The sequence below is a fragment of the Kitasatospora sp. NBC_01250 genome (genome assembly GCF_036226465.1).
Lineage (GTDB): Bacteria > Actinomycetota > Actinomycetes > Streptomycetales > Streptomycetaceae > Kitasatospora.
Genome location: NZ_CP108476.1, coordinates 5359837 through 5377396, shown reverse-complemented (window position 1 = coordinate 5377396; position 17560 = coordinate 5359837). Strand labels below are relative to the sequence as shown.

The following is a 17560-nucleotide window of genomic DNA, read 5'->3' as shown; positions in this document are numbered from 1 at the left end:
AACCCTGCGCGGAGCCGCATCCGCGCGACGCGTACCGGCCTTACGCCACACCACTGTTGACGCCCCATCACAGCGCATCGCGGACCCGATCGCTAGATACCGGCGGGTTGGATGAGTACGGGATGGAACAGTGGCAGCGAGAATAACGAAAAAGGCCCTCGCCGTGCTGGCGAGGACCTTCTCCGATGGAGCCCCCATGCGGAATCGAACCGCAGACCTTCTCCTTACCATGGAGACGCTCTACCGACTGAGCTATAGGGGCGAACCGGTCGAACGAGGAAGACATTACATGGTCATCGCGGGTCTTGGGAAATCGATGCCCGTCAGGCGCCACGCGCCCCACCGGCCCGGCCACGCCGCCCCCGGGCGCGGCGGACCGGCCCGGCGGCCGGAGCCTGTCCGACCCAGTGCCTGACGCGGCACTAGATCGCCGGGCCCCCGGTGACGGCGGCGGAGGGCCGGCGGCCGGGATGGTCGGTGGCCCGCTGATCGACGGTCAGGTCCTGGCCGTTCGTCTCGGGAAGGGCGAGCAGGCAGAGCACCGAGGCGACGCCCAGCACCGCCAGGCACCAGCCCACCGGCGCCGCCGTCCCGTAGGCGGCGGTCAGCCGGGTGGCGACCAGCGGCGCCGTCGCTCCGCCCACCACGCCGCCGAGGTTGTAGGTGAGCGCGGCGCCGGTGTAGCGCACCGAGGTCGGGAAGAGCTCCGGCAGGTAGGCCCCGACCGGGCCGAGCAGCAGCCCCGACAGCACCCCCGTGGTGACCACCGCGAAGAGGAGCAGCGTCGGCCGCAGCGTCTCCAGCAGCGGGAAGAAGAGCGGCGACCAGACGATCGCGGCCGCGAAGGCGGCCAGCAGGGACCGTCGCCGCCCCCAGCGGTCCGAGCTCGCCGCACTGAACCAGATGGCCAGCGCACCGCCCGGCGCGGCGAGCAGCTGCAGGCTGAGCATCAGCGTCCGGTCCACGCCCAGCTGGCCGGTGGCGTAGCCGAGGGCGTAGGTGCCGGTCAGGTAGAAGAGCGCGTAGCCGAAGCAGAGCAGGCCACCGCCCAGCAGCACCGTGCGCCAGTGCCCGCGCAGCACCGTCAGCAGCGGCACCGGGGACCGCGCACCCGCCTCGGCCGCGGCGAACACCGGCGTCTCCGCGATCCGCAGCCGGACGAAGAGCCCGACCCCGACCAGCACCAGCGAGCCGAGGAACGGCAGCCGCCACCCCCACCCGGTGAACTCCCCCTCGGTGAGCCCCAGCGAGAGCGCCAGGAAGACCGCGGTGGCGAGCGCCGAGCCCACAGCGGCACCGAGCTGCAGATACCCGCCGCTGCGCCCGCGCCGGCGCACCGGCGCGTACTCCGCGAGCAGCAGCGCCGCACCGCCCCACTCGCCGCCCAGCCCGATCCCCTGGCAGAACCGCAACAGCACCAGGAGCACCGGCGACCAGATCCCGATCCGGCCGTACCCGGGCATCAGCCCCACCGCCGCCGTCGACAGCCCCATCATCAGCAGCGACGCCACCAGGACCGCCTTGCGCCCCACCCGGTCCCCGAAGTGCCCGAACAGCACCGCACCCACCGGCCGGGCCACGAACGCCACCGCATAGACCGACAGCGCCGCGAGCAGAGCGTTGACGGGACTGAGCACCGGAAAGAACTCGCGCCCGAAGACGAGCGCCGCCGCCATCCCGTACAGGAAGAAGTCGTAGTACTCGATCGCCGTCCCGACGAAGGCGGCAACAGCCACCCGCCCAAGCCCCTCACCCACACCGGGCCCCGGCCCACCCTGATCTGACACACCATCAATCCCCATGCTCCGACCATCCCCCGCCGGCCACACCCCCGTCATCCGCCGCCCGAGTGACGGGGGCGCACACCCCCACCCCCACTCCCCACCAACACCCCCAGCGCCCACCGGGGGCGACCTCCCCACAACCCGCCCCCGGCCACAACGCCCCTCCGTGCGACCAGTAGGGGCGGGATCCCCAGGGGCTGTTACGCCGCCTTCAGGGCCTCGCGCCAGCTGACGCGGGCGCCGCTGCGGAGGACGGAGTTGCGGTAGATGCGGGCGGCGAAGCGGATCAGCAGAACGGCCAGGGCGAGGGTGAGCAGCAGGGCGGTGACGCTCTGCCAGATCGGCGCCACGCCGAGGGCGATCCGCATCGGCATCAGGACCGGGGCGAAGAGCGGGACCATCGAGAGGACGGTCAGCAGGCTGTTGTCCGGGGTGCCGGGCAGGACCGAGATGCCGATGATCCAGGAGGCCATGATCGGCATGATCAGCGGGAACTGGACGCCGGCCAGGTCCTCCTGACGGGAGACCAGGGCGCCCGCGGCGGCGAAGAGGTTGGCGTAGAGGGCGAAGCCAGCCAGGTACCAGGCCACCGCCCAGAGCACGGCCGAGGCCGAGCCGCCGAGCGAGAGCGACAGGGTGCCGGTGAGTTTGCCCGCGGCCACGCCGGCGCCGCCGACCACCGCGACCTGGACCAGACCGAGCAGTCCTATGCCCAGCACCTTGCCCGCCATCAGCTGCCAGGGACGCAGGGTGGCCAGCAGCAGTTCGACCACCCGGCTGCTCTTCTCCTCGACCACGCCCTGCGCGATCATCGGGCCGCAGGTCATCAGGGAGAGGTAGATCAGGAAACCAGCGACGATCCCCACGATCAGGTGCTGCGTGTGGGCCGGCTTGGGCGGCTGCAGGGTCGACACCTGCACGCTCGCCGCGCCCGCCGCCTCGGCCACCTGGCCCGGGTCACCGCCGAGTCGGGTGATCTGGGCATCCAGCGCCTGTTCCCGCGCGACGGCGCCGAGCACGCCGCGCAGCGTGCCGTCCAGGGACTTGTTCACGGTGACCTGCAGGCCCTGCGGCGCGCTCATCACCAGGGCGTTGAGCTGTCCGCCGCGCACCTGGGCCTGGCCGGCCGCCTGGTCGGGGACGGTCCGGGTGACCACGTGCTGCCCGGCGGCGGTGCCCGCGGCCTCCAACGGCGCGGAGAGCGGGGCGTCCTGGCGCAGCAGGCCGATCGTCTGGGTGCTCTGGCCGCCGGTGTGCACGAAGTGGAAGATCACGCTGGTCGCGACGACCGCCAGCACCATCACGGCGAGGCTGATCCGGTACGCCTTGGAGCGCACCCGGGTGGTCCACTCGCGCCGGGCCACCAGGGTGATGGCGTCGCGCGACTCCAGCCTGATGTCCTGGCCGTTCATCCCGCCGGTCCCGCCGGTCCCGCCGGCCCCGCTGGTGCGGTTCATCCCACTCGTTCCGTTCGTGCCGCTCATGACGCGTCCTCCTGCTCGCTCACCACGTGCCGGAACAGCTCGGTCAGCGACGGCCGCCGGCGGGCGAACTCGCGCACCGGCCCGGTGGCCAGCGCCGCCGCCAGCACCGCCTGGTCGTCGGTGCCCGGCGCGAGTTCGAGGACGGTACGGCTGCCCTCCATCCGGTGCGAGGTGACGCCGGGCACCCCGGCCGCCCAGCCGCCCGGGGCCGCCGGCGCGTCCACCACCAGCAGCTCCCCGCCGCCGGAGCGCAGTTCGTCCACCGGGCCGCAGGCGACCATCGCACCGGAGCGGACGATGCCGACCCGGTCGCAGAGCCGCTCCACCAGCTCCAGCTGGTGGCTGGAGAAGATCACCGGCACCCCGGACGCCGCCTTGTCCCGGAGCACCTCGCTCATCACGTCCACCGCCACCGGGTCCAGCCCGGAGAACGGCTCGTCCAGCACCAGGATCACCGGGTCGTGCACCAGGGCGGCGGCGAGCTGGACCCGCTGCTGGTTGCCCAGGCTGAGCTTCTGGACCTCGTCGCCGACCCGGGCCGCCACGCCGAGGCGCTCGGTCCACTCGCGGGTGGCCCGGGCGGCCTCGGCCGCGCTCAGGCCGTGCAGCCTGGCCAGATACTCCAGTTGCTCGCCGACCCGCATCCGCGGGTAGAGGCCGCGCTCCTCGGGCATGTAGCCGATCCGGCTGCGGGTCCGCAGGGTGACCCGGTCACCGTCCCAGCGCACCTCCCCGGCGTCCGCCGCCAGCACGCCGAGCACGATCCGCATGGTCGTGGTCTTGCCGGCACCGTTGCTGCCGACGAAGCCGAAGATCTCCCCGGAACGGACCTCGAACGTCATCTCGCGCAGCGCCACGGTGTCGCCGTAGCGCTTGGAGAGGCCGTCCACCTCCAGCCTTCGCTCGCTCAGATTCACTGCCCGCTCCTCCCGTTCTTGGCCGGCCCCCGTTTCGACCGCCCAATAAAGTGATATCACTATGCTAGATTGATGCCAAGCGCTGGACGGAAGGAAACCTCGCGATGAGCCAGAACCAGCAACCACCCGTCACCGACCTTCCCGCCATGCCCGCACCCAAGGTCGAGGAACGCATCGCCACCGGCGCCCCCGGCCTGCCGATGCTCGGGCTGTGCCTGCTCCTGCTGCTCGGCGGCATCGCACTGGTCGTCACCGGCATCGCGCTGACCGCGAATCAGCACGGCACCCCGGGCGTCCCCCTGCTCGTCGTCGGCATCCTGGCGGTGCTGTCGGGCCTGGTCTGCACCCGCGGTCTGGCCGTGGTCGCCCCGGGCCAGGCCCGCGTGGTCACGCTGCTCGGCCGCTACCGCGGCACCCTGCGCCGCCCCGGGCTGACCTGGGTCAACCCGTTCAGCAACCTGCGCACGGTGTCCACCCGGATCCGCAACCAGGAGACCGCGATGGTCAAGGTCAACGACGCCGAGGGCAACCCGATCGAGATGGCCGCGGTGGTCGTCTGGCAGGTGGAGGACACCGCGAAGGCCGTCTTCGAGGTGGACGACTTCCGCCAGTTCGTCTCCATCCAGTCCGAGACCGCCGTGCGCCACATCGCCAACAGCTACCCCTACGACTCCCGCGAGGAGGGCCTGGTCTCGCTGCGCGACAGCGCCGAGGAGATCACCCGCACCCTGTCCGCCGAGATCTCCGCCCGGGTCGCCTCGGCCGGCGTGACCGTGATCGAGTCGCGCATCACCCGGTTGGCCTATGCGCCGGAGATCGCCCAGGTGATGCTGCAGCGGCAGCAGGCCGGTGCAGTGGTCGCGGCCCGGACCCGGATCGTCGAGGGCGCCGTCGGCATGGTCGAGCTGGCCCTGGCCCGGCTGGCCGAGCACGACGTCGTGGAACTCGACGAGGAGCGCAAGGCCGCCATGGTGAGCAACCTGCTGGTGGTCCTCTGCGGCGACCGCGGCACACAACCGGTGGTCAACACCGGCTCCCTCTACCAGTGAGCGCAGCTGGTGACCGTCGAACGCAAGAAGATCCTGCTGCGCCTCGATCCCGCGGTGCACGACGCACTGGCCCGCTGGGCGGGTGACGAACTGCGCAGCACCAACGCCCAGATCGAGTTCCTGCTGCGCCGCGCGCTCAGCGACGCCGGACGGATGCCGCGCGACGCGGCAGGAATGGCCCGCCGCGGGCGGCCGCCCAAGGCCACCCGGACGCCCGACGCCACGGCGACGGACGACGCGGCGGGGAACGACACCGCGGGGCGCGACTCCGCGGCGGACGACACCGCGGGGCGCGACTCCGCAGGAGGTGACGGGGACGCGGCGCGGTGAGCGCCGCCGGGCCGGCTCGCCGACTTCTCGGACCTTGCCGGTCCGCCCGACCTCCGGCAGCTGCGCAACACCCCCGCCCCCTGGGAATGACTCACTGCGGCCCCCGGCACCCGGACCGGATTGGAGCATCCGATGGACCTCCCCGACACCCTCCCCGGCAAGCTCTACCTACTGGCATACCCACCGGACGCCGCCTGCCTGCGCCGCCGCGGCGAGCTCGGCCTGGTGCTGCGCGCGGCGGCCCTGACCGACCTGCTCCAGCGCGGCCTGATCGCCGACCGGGCCGGCTGCCCACTGCCGGACCGCCCGGCCCCCGCCCGACTCGACCCGGTGCTGCGGAGCGTGCTGGACCAGATCACCGAGTCCAAGCCGCACGGCTGGGAGCGCTGGGTCAGAACGAAGGACCGTCCCTTCACCCTGGCGGTGCGCGACCGGCTCAGCGAGGAGGGCTACCTGGACCTGGCCGAGCACCGGGTGCTCGGCCTGTTCCCCACCCTGCGCCCGGTCCCGCGCGACCAGTCCGTGCGACAGCGCCTGGCCGCCGAGGTCGAAGCGGCCTTCACCGGCCCGGCCGAGCAGGTCGAGCCCTGGCGGGCCGCCGTGGTCGCGCTGGCCGCCGCCGGCGACATGTCCACCGTGCTGCCCCGCCAGCGCCGACGTGCCGAGCGCGCCCGGATCGCCGAACTGACCGCGCTCACCGGACCGGCCCCGGCTGCCCTGCGCCGCGCCGTCCGGGCCCGGCACGCGGCGTACTCGAGCTGACGGCGGGCCGGTTGGGCCCGCCGAACCGGTTGGGCCGGTGGACCGGTCCGGCCAGTGGGGCCGACGAGGCCCGGCGAGCTGCGGCGTCAGCCCTGCGGCGGCTGCTGGTACGGGCCGGGCTGGGGCTGCTGGTACGGGTTGCCCTGGGCAGGCGGCTGCTGCGGGGGCTGCCCGTACGGCGGCTGACCGGGGCCGTACGCGGGCGGCGGACCGAAGCCCTGCGCCGGCGGGGTGTGCGGAGCCGGCGGGCCCTGCGGGGGCACCGGGTAGCCGTACGGCGCGCCGGGTGCCGGGGGCGCGGTGGCCGCAGCCCCCTTGCGGCGCAGGACGAAGAAGACCACGCCGCCGATGACCAGCACCGCGAGGACGGCACCGCCGATGATCAGCGGCATGCTGCTGGAGGACTTCCCGGACGCGTGGGTCGCGGGCACCGGGGCCGCGGAAGCGCTGTTGGCGGTGGAGCCGGTCGGTGCGGCACCGGTCGCCGGAGCGGAGGCGGCGGCCGAGGGGGAGGCGGGGGCGGATGCGGACGCCGAGCCGGGGGGATTCACGTCGATGCCGGCGGCGATCAGCGGATTCACGTCGGCCGGTCCGGGGTCACCGGTGTAGTGGATCGCGTTGCGGGGGCTGACGTTGCCGAAGCCGATGTAGTCGGACCGGTTGGCGCCGTTGTTGGGCTTGTTGGCGGTGTTCATCAGGACGCGGAGGATCTGGTTGCCGGTCCAGTCGGGGTGGACCTGCCAGAGGACGGCGGCGGTGGCGGCAACCAGCGCAGTCGCGTCGGAGGTGCCGTGGCTCTTGCAGTACCCCGACGGGTCGATGCAGGCACTGATGATGTCCTGTCCAGGTCCCGCAAGGGCGATCTGTGGGCCGTACTCGGATTCGGCCGTGTGGTTCCCCTGCTCATCGAAGGCGGCGATGGCAGCGACGCCCGAGGCCACCGAGGGGTACATCGGCCAGTTGCCCTCCTGCCCGCTGTTTCCCGCACCAGCCACGATCAGCCGTCCCTTGCTGATCGCGTAGTTGACGGCGTCCTGCAGTGCCGAGACATCCGACGGCGAAATGTCAATGTTTCGAATCGCCTGCGAGATGCTGATCACCTTGGCGCCTTGATCAACTGCGTAGGTGATGCCCTCGTCGATCTGCTTGAGGGATGCCGGAGCCCCGATGGCCGTGCTCGAATTTGAGTTCGTGTTGACCTTGATCGGCAGAATCCGTGCGCCGGGCGCAAGACCCTCAGCACCCTTGCCATCGAAGTTCTTGCCTGATCCAGCGATAACGCTTGCCATCCCGGTGCCGTGGCCCTCGGGATCAGTGTTCACTCCGCCGGGGAGGCCGCTGAGGTCCTTGCCAGGCAGGACCTGACCGACCAGATCCGGCAGATCGGCCTTGACGCCACTGTCGATCACCGCGACGGTGACACCCGCCCCAGTGCTGGTCTGCCAGACCTCCGGCATGTGCAGCGCGTCCAGGTGCCACTCATCGCCGCGCGGCGTGTCAGCCGCCTGCGCCGCCGTGGCCAGACCGCCACCCAGACACATGGTCAAGGCAAGCGCTGCGGCCACCCGCCGCCGCATGCCCGCGCCTGATCGCCGCATCACGCTCTCCTCATCGCCGTGGCTGGCCGAACACCGGCTCGACCGAACAGATCTGCCCGGCCACCGAGACTCACCCAGTGGCCGGGCAGGAGATCCGAGCCTTACTCAATCACGTCCGGATTGCTCTCCGGGGTTCCACCCAGCCACGTCTCCTCGTCCTCGACGAGGTAGTCGGCGCGGCCACGGCGGTCCTTGCTCCGCTTCTTGGCACTCCCGTGAGCGCCGGGCAACATGCCGGCCTGGCCCTCGGCGGCCGGGCGCCCCTCGCCGTTGGCACCGGCACGGGCCCGCAGGCCGCTGCCGCCCGGGGTGAACTCACCGCTCGCACCGGGACCACGGCTGCTGCCGACCTCGCCACCCTCGGTGGACACCAACCCGCGACCACGGGCGCCGCTGCCACTGCCGACACCGCCACCACCGAAGCCGCCACGGGCACCGCCACCGGCCCCCATGCCGCCACCGGCCATGCCCCGGCTGCCGGCGCCGCCGCCCATGCCGCCGGCGGACTCCTCCGCACCGATCGCGTTCGCGCCGAGCTGGGAGCGCCCTGACACGGCGCCAGGACGACTGACACCGCCGGAGATCCCCTCCTCCGGACCAGGTCCGCTCGCGCCGCCGAGCCGGTTGGTGGTGCGGGGCGCGGGGAAGCCGCCGTCCGGGTAGCCGGAGGTCTTGCCGCCGGGGTAGCCGCCGAGGCTGCCGCCTGGCACACCGGTCACGGTTCCCGGGTAGCCGCCGAAGCCGATCGGACCGTTCGGACCGGTCGGGACGCTGCCCCCACCCGGGACGCCCTGCGGGGGCAGCCCACCGGTGGTGCCGGTCGGCGGCGGCAGGGTCGGCGCCGGCGGGGCGCTGTCGATGCCGGTGCTCGGCGGCGGAACAACCGGGTTGGAGACCGGCGGGTTCACCGGGACGGGCTGCACCGGAATGGGCTGCACCGGGCCAACGGGCTGGTAGGGCTGCCTGACTGGACCCGTGTGCACCGGCGGGGGCTTCGGCGGGTTGGGCACCGGCGTCGGGCCCGTGACCGGCGGATGCACGGTGGGCGGTGCGGGCTGCACGACGCGCTGCTGCGGAGACGGCTGGTAGGTGGACCCGCCGCCACGGCTACCGCCTGACGTACCGCCCCCGTTTGAGCCACCACCGTAGTTGACGCCAGTGGCACTCCAGACGGACTGCGGCTCCGGCCCCATCACCGACGTCGGTGTCGGCGGGAACAGCGGCGGCGTCTGCGACTGTATCTCCGACGTCGACTGCGTGTACGCGCCCGCCAGCGTCGTCATCGCGGTGATGGCGTCCTCGTGGTCCTTCGTGACGTTGGCCTGCGCGGCCTGCATCTCCGCGGTGGTCACGAAGTTGGGGTTCTGCGCCTTCATCTGCGCCTCGCTGGCGAGGGGCACGCACGGCTGCCAGTTGTACCGGTTGACCGTGTCCATGTCCTTGCTCGGCAGCGGCGGGATCGCCTTGCTCGCCGTGCCCAGCGCGGTGCTCGCCGTCTCCAGCGAGGTGGAGGAGGTCTGCGCGTAGTCGCTCAGGTTCTGGGTGGCGGTGGAGATCTTGCCCGCCCAGTCCCGGAAACTGTCGGCGGCCGGACCGGTCCACTCCAGCTGCCGGACGTTACTCGTCAGCTGCTGACTGATGTCGCTCAGCGTGGTGGACGCGCTGCTCAGCGCACCGCTGCGGTTGGACAGCGTGGTCGGATCCGCGTTCTTGACCATGTCCAGCAGCTGCTGGTGCGACATGCCGGCGAAATAGCTGTGCGTGTCGTCGACGGAAGGATTGGGCATCACAGGCTCCCCGTGCCGGTGTCGATTCGGTTGCTGGGCAGGCTCATCCGACGTTGCTGCCTGTTCCGCCGCCCGTGGTGGTACTGCCACCGGTCGTGGTGGTGCCACCGGTGGTGACCGAGGCCTGAGTCGTCGTGCCGCCGGTCGTCGTCGTGCCGCTCGTCGTGGTGCCGTCGGACGGAACGGCCGCGACGATGCCCGTCGGGTTCACCCCGGAGGTGTACTGCGCGTCGGTCTGGTTGTGGATCTTCCAGAGCGTCTCGCGCTGCGAATCGTCCACGTTCTGGTAGCCGTTGATCGAGATGTTGATCGCGATGCTCATCGCCTCGATCTGGTTCGACAGCGCGGTCGAGAGCGTCTCGAGGTTGGTGTGCACGATGTTGTACGCGCTGTACAGGTCACCGGACTGTGGAAAGCCGGTGCCGAAGTGGGTCTGCTCCAGGCTCTGCTGAGCGATCTTCGGCTGCGACGCGTCCGAGCCGTCCAGCGAGGTCAGCATCGCGTCGACGCGCTTCTTGAACTCGGTCAGCGTCTCCATCTCGAGCGAGAGGTTCTGTGTCCCGCCCGCGTCCACGGCCAGCTGACGCGCCATGTCGTAGGTGGCGTTCTTGGCCCCCTGCTGAAAGTAGCTGGGCGCGGCAACCGGGCCGCCGTCGCCCGCAGACACCATCTCAACCATTGCGGTGCACCTCCCCCGTACACGGACCGGCCAGCGGGCCGCCGTGCCGCAACACTTCATCGCCTTCGAAATCTCACACCGGTACGTGGCCGAGCGCCTATTGGCCAGGCAGCGACAGCCATGGGACATCCTAGCGAGCACCTCTGTCAGCACGGCAGTGGCCATGGGATTGCGGGCCGTTATCGGTACGGACTTGTCATGCTGGCCTCGTCCGGACGTAACGCCACCACGGCAGTGTTCCTGGACGAAGGGCCCTCCGAAACCCCGTCAGGGCAGTGCACCCGGGATTCCCCCAGGAGAGCGGCCCGGCGAGACCGGCCCGGGCAGGAACTGCCCGGCGACACCGGCCCGGCGACAGCGGCACCGCACGGATATGGCAGGTTTGACCCATATGAGCAGCAGTCCAGCCCCACGACCGCCCTGGTGGGCCCACGCGGCCCGGCCGACCCGCCCCGCCGTCCCGTGGGCGCTGATGGTGCGGGCGGCGGCCGGGACGGCGCTGCCGCTCCTCGTGGGACTGGCCTGCGGGCGGCTGGGGTTCGGGGTGTTCGCGGCGCTGGGTGCGATGCACGCCACGATCAACGACCGGGTGGAGCCGGCCTGGTCGCGCGTCCAGCGGATCGGCTCGGCGGTCGGGGCCTCGGCGCTGGGCATGGTGATCGGCGGGGCACTGCGGCACTTCGACGTTCCGCTGCCGGCCGCGGTCGCGGTGCTGACGCTGCTGGGCTTCGCCTCCGGCGCGCTCAGCGCCACCGGGCCGCGCGGCTCGGGCGCGGGGATGCTGCTGCTGGTCTCGGCGGCGCTGGGCGACGGGATGGCCCCGGCCCACCCGTGGTGGGCGGCCGGACCGCTGATGCTGCTCGGCGCGGCCCTGGTGCTGCTGCTCGGACTGCCGTACCGCCCGGCCCGCCCTGCGGACGATCCCCGGGTCCAGGCCCTGGCCTCGGTGTACCAGGCACTCGGCGAGCTGCTGGCGGCGCTCGGCACACCGCAGGGGGCGCCGGCCCGACGGGTGCTGACGGCCCGTCTGAACCAGCTGCAGGACCTGCTGCAGAATCCGCTGGCCGACCTGCTGCCCCGCCCCCGCAGTCCCCGCGGCCAGGCCGGCCCCCGCCCGCAGGACTCCGCCGAGCTGCGCCGGCTGCACCGCGCGTACGAGGCGGCGCTGGCGGCGAGCGAGGCGGCGACCGGGCTGCTCTGGGCCCAGCGCCCGGTACCGCCGCAGGTCGCCGCCCTGCCGGGAGCCCTGGCCCGCCAACTCATTGCTCCCGCAGCCGCCACAACCCCCGACACCACACCCGCGGGCACCCCGGGGACCGCCGCCACCGACACGCCGCAGCTGCCCGACTGGTCCCCCGACACCCCGGCCCGTCAGGCCCTGGACGCCGCCCTGCGCACCGCCGCCGACGCGGTGGCCGGCCGGGCGGGCGACCCGGCGACCGCCGTCCGGGCCGCCGCCGCACCGCCGCCGGACCCGTGGCGGCTGCGGGCGCGCCTGCTGTCCCGGGGCTCGGTGCGGTACGGGAGCCGGGTGGCACTGTGCGTCGCGGTGGCCGAGCTGGTGACGGCAGGACTGCCGCTGGACCGCGCGTACTGGGTGCCGATGACGGTGGCGTTCGTGCTCAAGCCGGACCTCGGCTCGGTCTTCCTGCGCGCGGTCAGCCGCGCGGTCGGCACCGTGCTGGGGGTGGCGCTGACCGCGGCGCTGCTGTCGCTGACCACCGAGCCCTGGCTGCTGGCCGCGGTCGCCGCGCTCTGCGTGGCGCTGCTGCCCTACTCGGCGGCGGCGCACTACGGGCTGAACACCGCGGTGATGACGCCGATGGCGCTGGTGCTGGTGCAGTTGGGCGGCCAGAGCGGGGTGGCCGAGGTCGGGCCGCGGGTGCTGGACACGCTGCTGGCGAGCCTGATCGTGCTGGTCTTCGGCTACCTGCTGTGGCCCGAGCGGGCGCCGCACCGGATCGAGCCGCGGATCGTCACGGCCACCGGCACGCTGCGCGCCTACCTGCTCTCGGTGACCGGGCCCGCCGAGCCCACCGGACCGACCGGGCCCACCGCACCCACCGCACCGACCGCACCGACCGCACCCACCCCACCCCCCGCGAAGGAGCGCGCCCCCTCCCAGGTCTGGCTGCGCCGCACCGCCTACCGCGCACTGGCGGACGCCCGGCAGGAGGTGCGGTACGGGCTGACCGAGCCGCCGCCGGCCGGGCGCCGCGCGGAGGCCTGGCTGCCGGCCACGGCCGCGCTGGAGCGGCTCGGCGGCGCCGTGGCCGCCTACGCGGCACAGCTGCGCTACGGCGGCCGGACGAACGAACCGGCGGAGGTGGCCCGGGTCCTGGCCGCGCTGGACCGGCTGGCCGCAGCCGCCCGCGCGCACCGCCCGCCGGACGGCCGCACCGAGCGGCCGGCCGGCCCGCACAACCCCGAGCGCAGCGCACTCGCCCAAGCAGCCGGGGAGTTGGAGCAGCTACTCGGCTGAAGCCGACCGGACCGAAGCCGACCGAGCCTCAGCACCAGTCCTCAGCACCAGCCCTCCTGAGGCGTTCTCCTGAGGACGCCTCAGGAGGCGTCCTCGGCCAGCTCCAGCCAGCTCAGCTCCAGCTCCTCCTTCTCCTCGCGCACCTTGCGCAGCTTCGCGTCCAGCTCGGCGATCTTGCTGAAGTCGGCGGCGTGCTCGGCCATCTGACCGTGCAGCTTGCTCTCCTCCTTGTCGAGCTTCGCGATCTGACGCTCGATCCGCTGCAGCTCCTTCTTCGCGGCCCGGGTGTCGCCCACCGGCTTCGCGGGCGCCACGGCGATGGCCGGCGCGGCGGCGGCCACCACGGCGGCGCGGCGCTCCAGGTACTCGTCCACGCCGTTCGGCAGCATCCGCATCCGGCGGTCGCCGAGCAGCGCCTGCACGGTGTCGGTGGTGCGCTCGATGAAGAAGCGGTCGTGGCTGATCACGATCATCGAGCCGGGCCAGCCGTCGAGCACGTCCTCCAGCTGGTTGAGCGTCTCGATGTCCAGGTCGTTGGTGGGCTCGTCCAGGAAGAGCACGTTGGGCTCGTCCATCAGCAGCCGCAGCAGCTGCAGCCGGCGCCGCTCGCCACCGGACAGGTCGCCGACCGGCGTCCACTGCTTGTCCTTGCCGAAGCCGAACTGCTCGCAGAGCTGACCGGCGCTCATCTCGCGGCCCTTGCCGAGGTCCACGCGCGAGCGCACCTGCTCGACGGCCTGCAGCACCCGGGTGGCGGGGTCGAGCTCGGCGACCTCCTGGGAGAGGTAGGCCAGCCGCACCGTCTTGCCGACCTTGATCACGCCGGACGCCGGCTGCACGTCGCCCTGCGTGGCGTAGGCCGCCTGCATGGCGCGCAGCAGCGAGGTCTTGCCGGCGCCGTTGACGCCGAGCAGGCCGATCCGGTCACCGGGGCCGAGGTTCCAGGTCAGGTGCTCCAGCAGCAGCTTGTCACCGGCCTTGACGGTGATGTCCTCCAGCTCGAAGACGGTGCGGCCCAGTCGCGCGTTGGCGAACTTCATCAGCTCGCTCTTGTCGCGCGGCTCCGGCACGTCGGCGATCAGCGCGTTGGCCGCCTCGATCCGGTAGCGCGGCTTGGAGGTCCGGGCGGGGGCGCCGCGGCGCAGCCAGGCCAGCTCCTTGCGGGCCAGGTTCTGCCGCTTCTGCTCCTCGGTCGCCTCGATCCGCGAGCGCTCGGCGCGCGCGAAGACGTAGTCGGAGTAGCCGCCCTCGTACTCGCGCACCTCGCCGCGCTGCACGTCCCACATCCGGGTGCAGACCTGGTCCAGGAACCACCGGTCGTGGGTCACGCAGACCAGCGCCGAGCGGCGGTTCTGCAGGTGCTGGGCGAGCCAGGCGATGCCCTCGACGTCCAGGTGGTTGGTGGGCTCGTCGAGCACGATCAGGTCGGGCTCGCCGAGCAGCAGCTTGGCCAGCGCGATCCGGCGGCGCTCGCCACCGGAGAGCGGGCCGATCACGGTGTCCAGGCCGTTCGCGAAGCCGGGCAGGTCCAGACCGCCGAACAGGCCCTGGATGATGTCGCGGATCCGGCCGTCACCGAGCCACTCGTGGTCGGCCCGGTCGGCGATCACCTCGTGCCGGATGGTGGCCTTCGGGTCGAGCGAGTCGTGCTGCGTGAGCACCGCCATCTGCAGCCCGCCGGAGTGGGTGATCCGGCCGGTGTCCGGCTCCTCGAGCTTGGCGAGCATCCGGACCAGCGTGGTCTTGCCGTCGCCGTTGCGCCCGACGACGCCGATCCGGTCCCCCTCGCTGACGCCGAGGCTGACCCCGTCGAGAAGGGCCCGGGTGCCGTAGACCTTCGTGACGGACTCGATGGTGGCGAGGTTGACGGCCACTAGTGCTGCGCTCCTGGGCTGGACGGACTGGAGCCTCCAGCCTAGGGCCTCGCGCTCGCGCCGTCGGCGCTGGTGATCACCCGGGCCCCCGGCACCGGGCCGTGGGTGGGGTGGGCGGTGCGGCAGGTGCCGGAGGCGGTCAGGGCCTCGGCGACGCTGTCGGCCGCGGCGGCGTCCTTGACCAGGAAGGCGCAGGTCGGGCCGGAGCCGGAGACCAGGGCACCGAGGGCACCGGCCGCGAGGCCGGCGGCCAGGCAGTCGGCGAGGGCGGGGCGCAGCGAGAGGGCGGCGGCCTGCAGGTCGTTGGTCAGGGCGGCGGCCAGCGCCACCGGATCGCCCTCGGCCAGCGCGGCCAGCAGCGCGCGGTCGGCGTCGGGGGTGGGCACCTCGCTCTCGGTGTGGCCGGTGCCGGCGGCCTCGCGCAGCCGGTCGCACTCGCGGAAGACGGCGGGCGTGGACAGGCCGCCCTCGGCCACCGCGAAGACCCAGTGGAAGCCGCCGCCCACCGGCAGCGGCTCCAGCAGCTCGCCCCGGCCGCGGCCCAGCGCGACGCCGCCCAGCAGCGCGAACGGCACGTCGGAGCCCAGCTCGGCGGCGAGCGCGAGCAGCTCGGGCAGCGGGGTGTCCAGGCCCCACAGCGCATCGCAGGCGACCAGCGCGGCCGCCCCGTCGGCGCTGCCGCCGGCCATCCCGCCGGCCACCGGGATGGCCTTGGCGATGTGCAGCTCGACGCCCGGCTCGATGCCGTGGTGCGCGGCCAGCAGGCGGGCGGCGCGGGCGGCCAGGTTGCTCTCGTCCAGCGGGACCAGCGCGGCGTCCGGGCCGGTGCAGGTCAGCGTGACCCCGGTGCCGGGCCGGGCCATCACCTCGTCGCCGAGCGCCACCGCGAAGAAGACGTTCGCCAGGTCGTGGAAGCCGTCGCCGCGCAGACCGCCGACGCCGAGCTGGACGTTGACCTTGGCAGGCACCCGGACGGTGATCACTGGTGGGGCCCCTTCGGCTTGTGCTCGGCGATGGCGGCGAACTGCTCGACGGTGAGCATCTCGCCGCGCAGGGTGTGGTCGATGCCGGCGGCGGCGATCGCCTGCTCGGCGGCGGCCGGCGAGCCGGCCCAGCCGGCCAGCGCGGCCCGCAGCGTCTTGCGGCGCTGGGCGAAGGCGGCGTCCACCACCGCGAAGACCTCGGTGCGCGAGGCGGTGGTGACCGGCGGCTGACGGCGGATCAGCGAGACCAGACCGGAGTCGACGTTGGGCGCCGGCCAGAAGACGTTGCGGCCGATCGCACCGGCCCGCTTGACCTCGGCGTACCAGTTGGCCTTGACCGACGGCACGCCGTAGACCTTGTTGCCGGGCTTGGCGGCCAGCCGGTCGGCCACCTCGGACTGCACCATCACCAGGGTCCGCTCGATGCTGGGGAAGGTGGCCAGCATGTGCAGCAGCACCGGGACGGCGACGTTGTACGGCAGGTTGGCCACCAGCGCGGTGGGCGCGGGGCCGGGCAGCTCGGTGACCTCCATCGCGTCGCTGAGGACCAGGTCGAAGCGGCCGGCCGCGGACGGCATCCGGGCGGCGACGGTGGCCGGCAGGTGCTGGGCGAGCAGCGGGTCGATCTCGACGGCGGTGACGTGCGCGGCCACCTCGAGGAGCGCCAGGGTGAGCGAACCGAGCCCGGGCCCGACCTCCACCACCGCGTCCTCGGGGGTCACCCCGCCGGCCCGGACGATCCGGCGCACGGTGTTGGCGTCGATCACGAAGTTCTGCCCGCGCTGCTTGGTCGGGCGGACCCCGAGCGTGGCGGCCAGCTCCCGGATGTCGGAGGCGCCGAGCAGGTGACTGTCAGGGGTGGGGTCGGTGGTGCTCACCGGGCAAGGATAGGCGTTCGCGTGGCCGCTCGATCAGTAACCGAAGGCACGCGCGGTGTTCGCCGCGATCGCGCTGCTCAGCTCCTCCTCGGTCAGCCCCAGGGTCTGGGCCATCGAGCGCACCGTGACCGGGATCAGGTACGGCGCGTTGGGCCTGCCGCGGTAGGGGTGCGGGGTGAGGAACGGCGCGTCGGTCTCCACCAGCACCCGCTCCAGCGGGGTGACGGCCAGCGCGTCGCGCAGCGGCTGGTTGGCCTTGAAGGTGACCGGGCCGGCGAAGGAGAGGTACCAGCCGTGCTCGGCGCAGACCTTGGCCATCTCGGCGTCGCCCGAGTAGCAGTGGAAGACGGTCCGCTCCGGGGCGCCCTCGGCCAGCAGCACCTCGATGACGTCCTGGTGGGCGTCCCGGTCGTGGATCACCAGGGCCTTGCCGTGCCGCTTGGCGATCTCGATGTGGCGCCGGAAGGACTCCTTCTGGATGTCCACGCCCTCGGGGCCGGTGCGGAAGTAGTCGAGGCCGGTCTCGCCGACCGCGCGCACCTGCGGGAGCGCGGCCAGCCGGTCGATCTCGGCGAGCGCCTCCTCCAGCGCCGCCGACCCGCCCGGGGTGCGCCGCTGTCCCGACCACCCGTCGCCCTCCTCTCCGGGCAGAGGCGTGCCGAGGACCAGCCGGGGCGCCTCGTTGGGGTGCAGCGCGACTGCCGCGTGCACCTGCTCGAACTCGGCGGCGAGTTCGGCGGCCCAGCGCGAGCCCGGCAGGTCGCAGCCGACCTGCACCACGGTGGTCACGCCCACTGCGGCGGCCTTGGCCAGCGCCTCGGCCGGGCTGCCGGACTGCATGTCCAGGTGGGTGTGCGAGTCGGCCACCGCGACCGCCAGCGGTGCGGGCGGCGGGGGCGGGGTGGTGCGGTCGTCCTTGGCAGCCATGGTCCAGAAGCCTAGCGGGGCGTGCC

General features: G+C 73.1%; 14 protein-coding genes and 1 tRNA gene. 4 read left to right on the top strand and 11 right to left on the bottom strand.

Annotation, left to right across the window (positions count from 1 at the left end; translation table 11 throughout):
* Positions 1-186: 186 nt before the first annotated feature.
* The 4 genes from OG500_RS22670 to OG500_RS22655 form a co-directional block, all read right to left on the bottom strand.
* Positions 187-262 (bottom strand) — tRNA-Thr (locus OG500_RS22670).
* Between the two features lie 160 nt (positions 263-422).
* Positions 423-1736 (bottom strand): MFS transporter, encoded by a 1314-nt coding sequence (locus OG500_RS22665; protein ID WP_327068520.1) that lies wholly within the window; start codon positions 1734-1736, stop codon positions 423-425.
* Between the two features lie 248 nt (positions 1737-1984).
* Positions 1985-3268 carry an ABC transporter permease gene (locus OG500_RS22660; RefSeq protein WP_329582930.1) on the bottom strand — a complete coding sequence of 428 codons (1284 nt, stop codon included), beginning with the start codon at positions 3266-3268 and terminating at the stop codon, positions 1985-1987.
* Positions 3265-4185, bottom strand: a complete 921-nt coding sequence (locus OG500_RS22655) for an ABC transporter ATP-binding protein (RefSeq protein ID WP_329582927.1) — start codon at positions 4183-4185, stop codon at positions 3265-3267. The genes OG500_RS22660 and OG500_RS22655 overlap by 4 nt, the downstream gene beginning before the upstream one ends.
* A 104-nt stretch (positions 4186-4289) precedes the next feature.
* Between OG500_RS22655 and OG500_RS22650 the strand changes: the two genes are divergently transcribed.
* The 3 genes from OG500_RS22650 to OG500_RS22640 all read left to right on the top strand — a co-directional run bounded on the left by OG500_RS22650 (position 4290) and on the right by OG500_RS22640 (position 6326).
* On the top strand, positions 4290-5234 hold the full coding sequence (locus tag OG500_RS22650) for an SPFH domain-containing protein (protein WP_327068517.1): 945 nt from the start codon (positions 4290-4292) through the stop codon (positions 5232-5234).
* A gap of 6 nt (positions 5235-5240) precedes the next feature.
* The gene (locus tag OG500_RS22645) at positions 5241-5564 is read left to right on the top strand and encodes a hypothetical protein (protein WP_329587676.1); all 324 of its coding nucleotides are present in this window, start codon (positions 5241-5243) and stop codon (positions 5562-5564) included.
* A 132-nt stretch (positions 5565-5696) separates the two neighbouring features.
* Positions 5697-6326: a GOLPH3/VPS74 family protein gene (locus OG500_RS22640; RefSeq protein ID WP_329582924.1), complete on the top strand. Its 630-nt coding sequence runs from the start codon at positions 5697-5699 to the stop codon at positions 6324-6326.
* Between the two features lie 86 nt (positions 6327-6412).
* Here the strand turns inward: OG500_RS22640 and OG500_RS22635 are convergent, their stop codons facing one another.
* From OG500_RS22635 to OG500_RS22625, 3 genes are all read right to left on the bottom strand, one after another.
* Positions 6413-7903, bottom strand: a complete 1491-nt coding sequence (locus OG500_RS22635; RefSeq protein ID WP_327068515.1) for a S8 family serine peptidase — start codon at positions 7901-7903, stop codon at positions 6413-6415.
* 122 nt (positions 7904-8025) lie between these two features.
* On the bottom strand, positions 8026-9711 hold the full coding sequence (locus OG500_RS22630) for a WXG100 family type VII secretion target (protein ID WP_327068514.1): 1686 nt from the start codon (positions 9709-9711) through the stop codon (positions 8026-8028).
* 43 nt (positions 9712-9754) lie between these two features.
* Positions 9755-10390 (bottom strand): hypothetical protein, encoded by a 636-nt coding sequence (locus tag OG500_RS22625; RefSeq protein WP_327068513.1) that lies wholly within the window; start codon positions 10388-10390, stop codon positions 9755-9757.
* 391 nt (positions 10391-10781) lie between these two features.
* Between OG500_RS22625 and OG500_RS22620 the strand changes: the two genes are divergently transcribed.
* Entirely contained in the window at positions 10782-12872 is a 2091-nt protein-coding gene (locus OG500_RS22620; protein ID WP_329582920.1) for an FUSC family protein, read from the top strand.
* A gap of 80 nt (positions 12873-12952) precedes the next feature.
* Here the strand turns inward: OG500_RS22620 and OG500_RS22615 are convergent, their stop codons facing one another.
* The 4 genes from OG500_RS22615 to OG500_RS22600 are packed head-to-tail and all read right to left on the bottom strand — an operon-like array spanning position 12953 to position 17534.
* A complete protein-coding gene (locus tag OG500_RS22615) occupies positions 12953-14746 on the bottom strand; it encodes an ABC-F family ATP-binding cassette domain-containing protein (protein ID WP_329582918.1) in 1794 nt (597 codons plus the stop codon).
* A 41-nt stretch (positions 14747-14787) separates the two neighbouring features.
* The gene (locus OG500_RS22610) at positions 14788-15729 is read right to left on the bottom strand and encodes a 4-(cytidine 5'-diphospho)-2-C-methyl-D-erythritol kinase (RefSeq protein WP_329582915.1); all 942 of its coding nucleotides are present in this window, start codon (positions 15727-15729) and stop codon (positions 14788-14790) included.
* The gene (gene rsmA, locus OG500_RS22605; RefSeq protein ID WP_327068509.1) at positions 15726-16607 is read right to left on the bottom strand and encodes a 16S rRNA (adenine(1518)-N(6)/adenine(1519)-N(6))-dimethyltransferase RsmA; all 882 of its coding nucleotides are present in this window, start codon (positions 16605-16607) and stop codon (positions 15726-15728) included. The genes OG500_RS22610 and rsmA overlap by 4 nt, the downstream gene beginning before the upstream one ends.
* A gap of 33 nt (positions 16608-16640) precedes the next feature.
* On the bottom strand, positions 16641-17534 hold the full coding sequence (locus tag OG500_RS22600; RefSeq protein ID WP_329582910.1) for a TatD family hydrolase: 894 nt from the start codon (positions 17532-17534) through the stop codon (positions 16641-16643).
* Between the last annotated feature and the right edge of the window lie 26 nt (positions 17535-17560).

Coding starts and splice junctions, on each gene's coding strand:
- OG500_RS22620 (WP_329582920.1), top strand. CDS start 10,782: ATGAGCAGCAGTCCAGCCCCACGACCGCCCTGGTGGGCCCACGCGGCC.
- OG500_RS22650 (WP_327068517.1), top strand. CDS start 4,290: ATGAGCCAGAACCAGCAACCACCCGTCACCGACCTTCCCGCCATGCCC.
- OG500_RS22660 (WP_329582930.1), bottom strand. CDS start 3,268: ATGAGCGGCACGAACGGAACGAGTGGGATGAACCGCACCAGCGGGGCC.
- OG500_RS22600 (WP_329582910.1), bottom strand. CDS start 17,534: ATGGCTGCCAAGGACGACCGCACCACCCCGCCCCCGCCGCCCGCACCG.
- OG500_RS22640 (WP_329582924.1), top strand. CDS start 5,697: ATGGACCTCCCCGACACCCTCCCCGGCAAGCTCTACCTACTGGCATAC.
- OG500_RS22635 (WP_327068515.1), bottom strand. CDS start 7,903: ATGCGGCGGCGGGTGGCCGCAGCGCTTGCCTTGACCATGTGTCTGGGT.
- OG500_RS22630 (WP_327068514.1), bottom strand. CDS start 9,711: ATGCCCAATCCTTCCGTCGACGACACGCACAGCTATTTCGCCGGCATG.
- OG500_RS22625 (WP_327068513.1), bottom strand. CDS start 10,390: ATGGTTGAGATGGTGTCTGCGGGCGACGGCGGCCCGGTTGCCGCGCCC.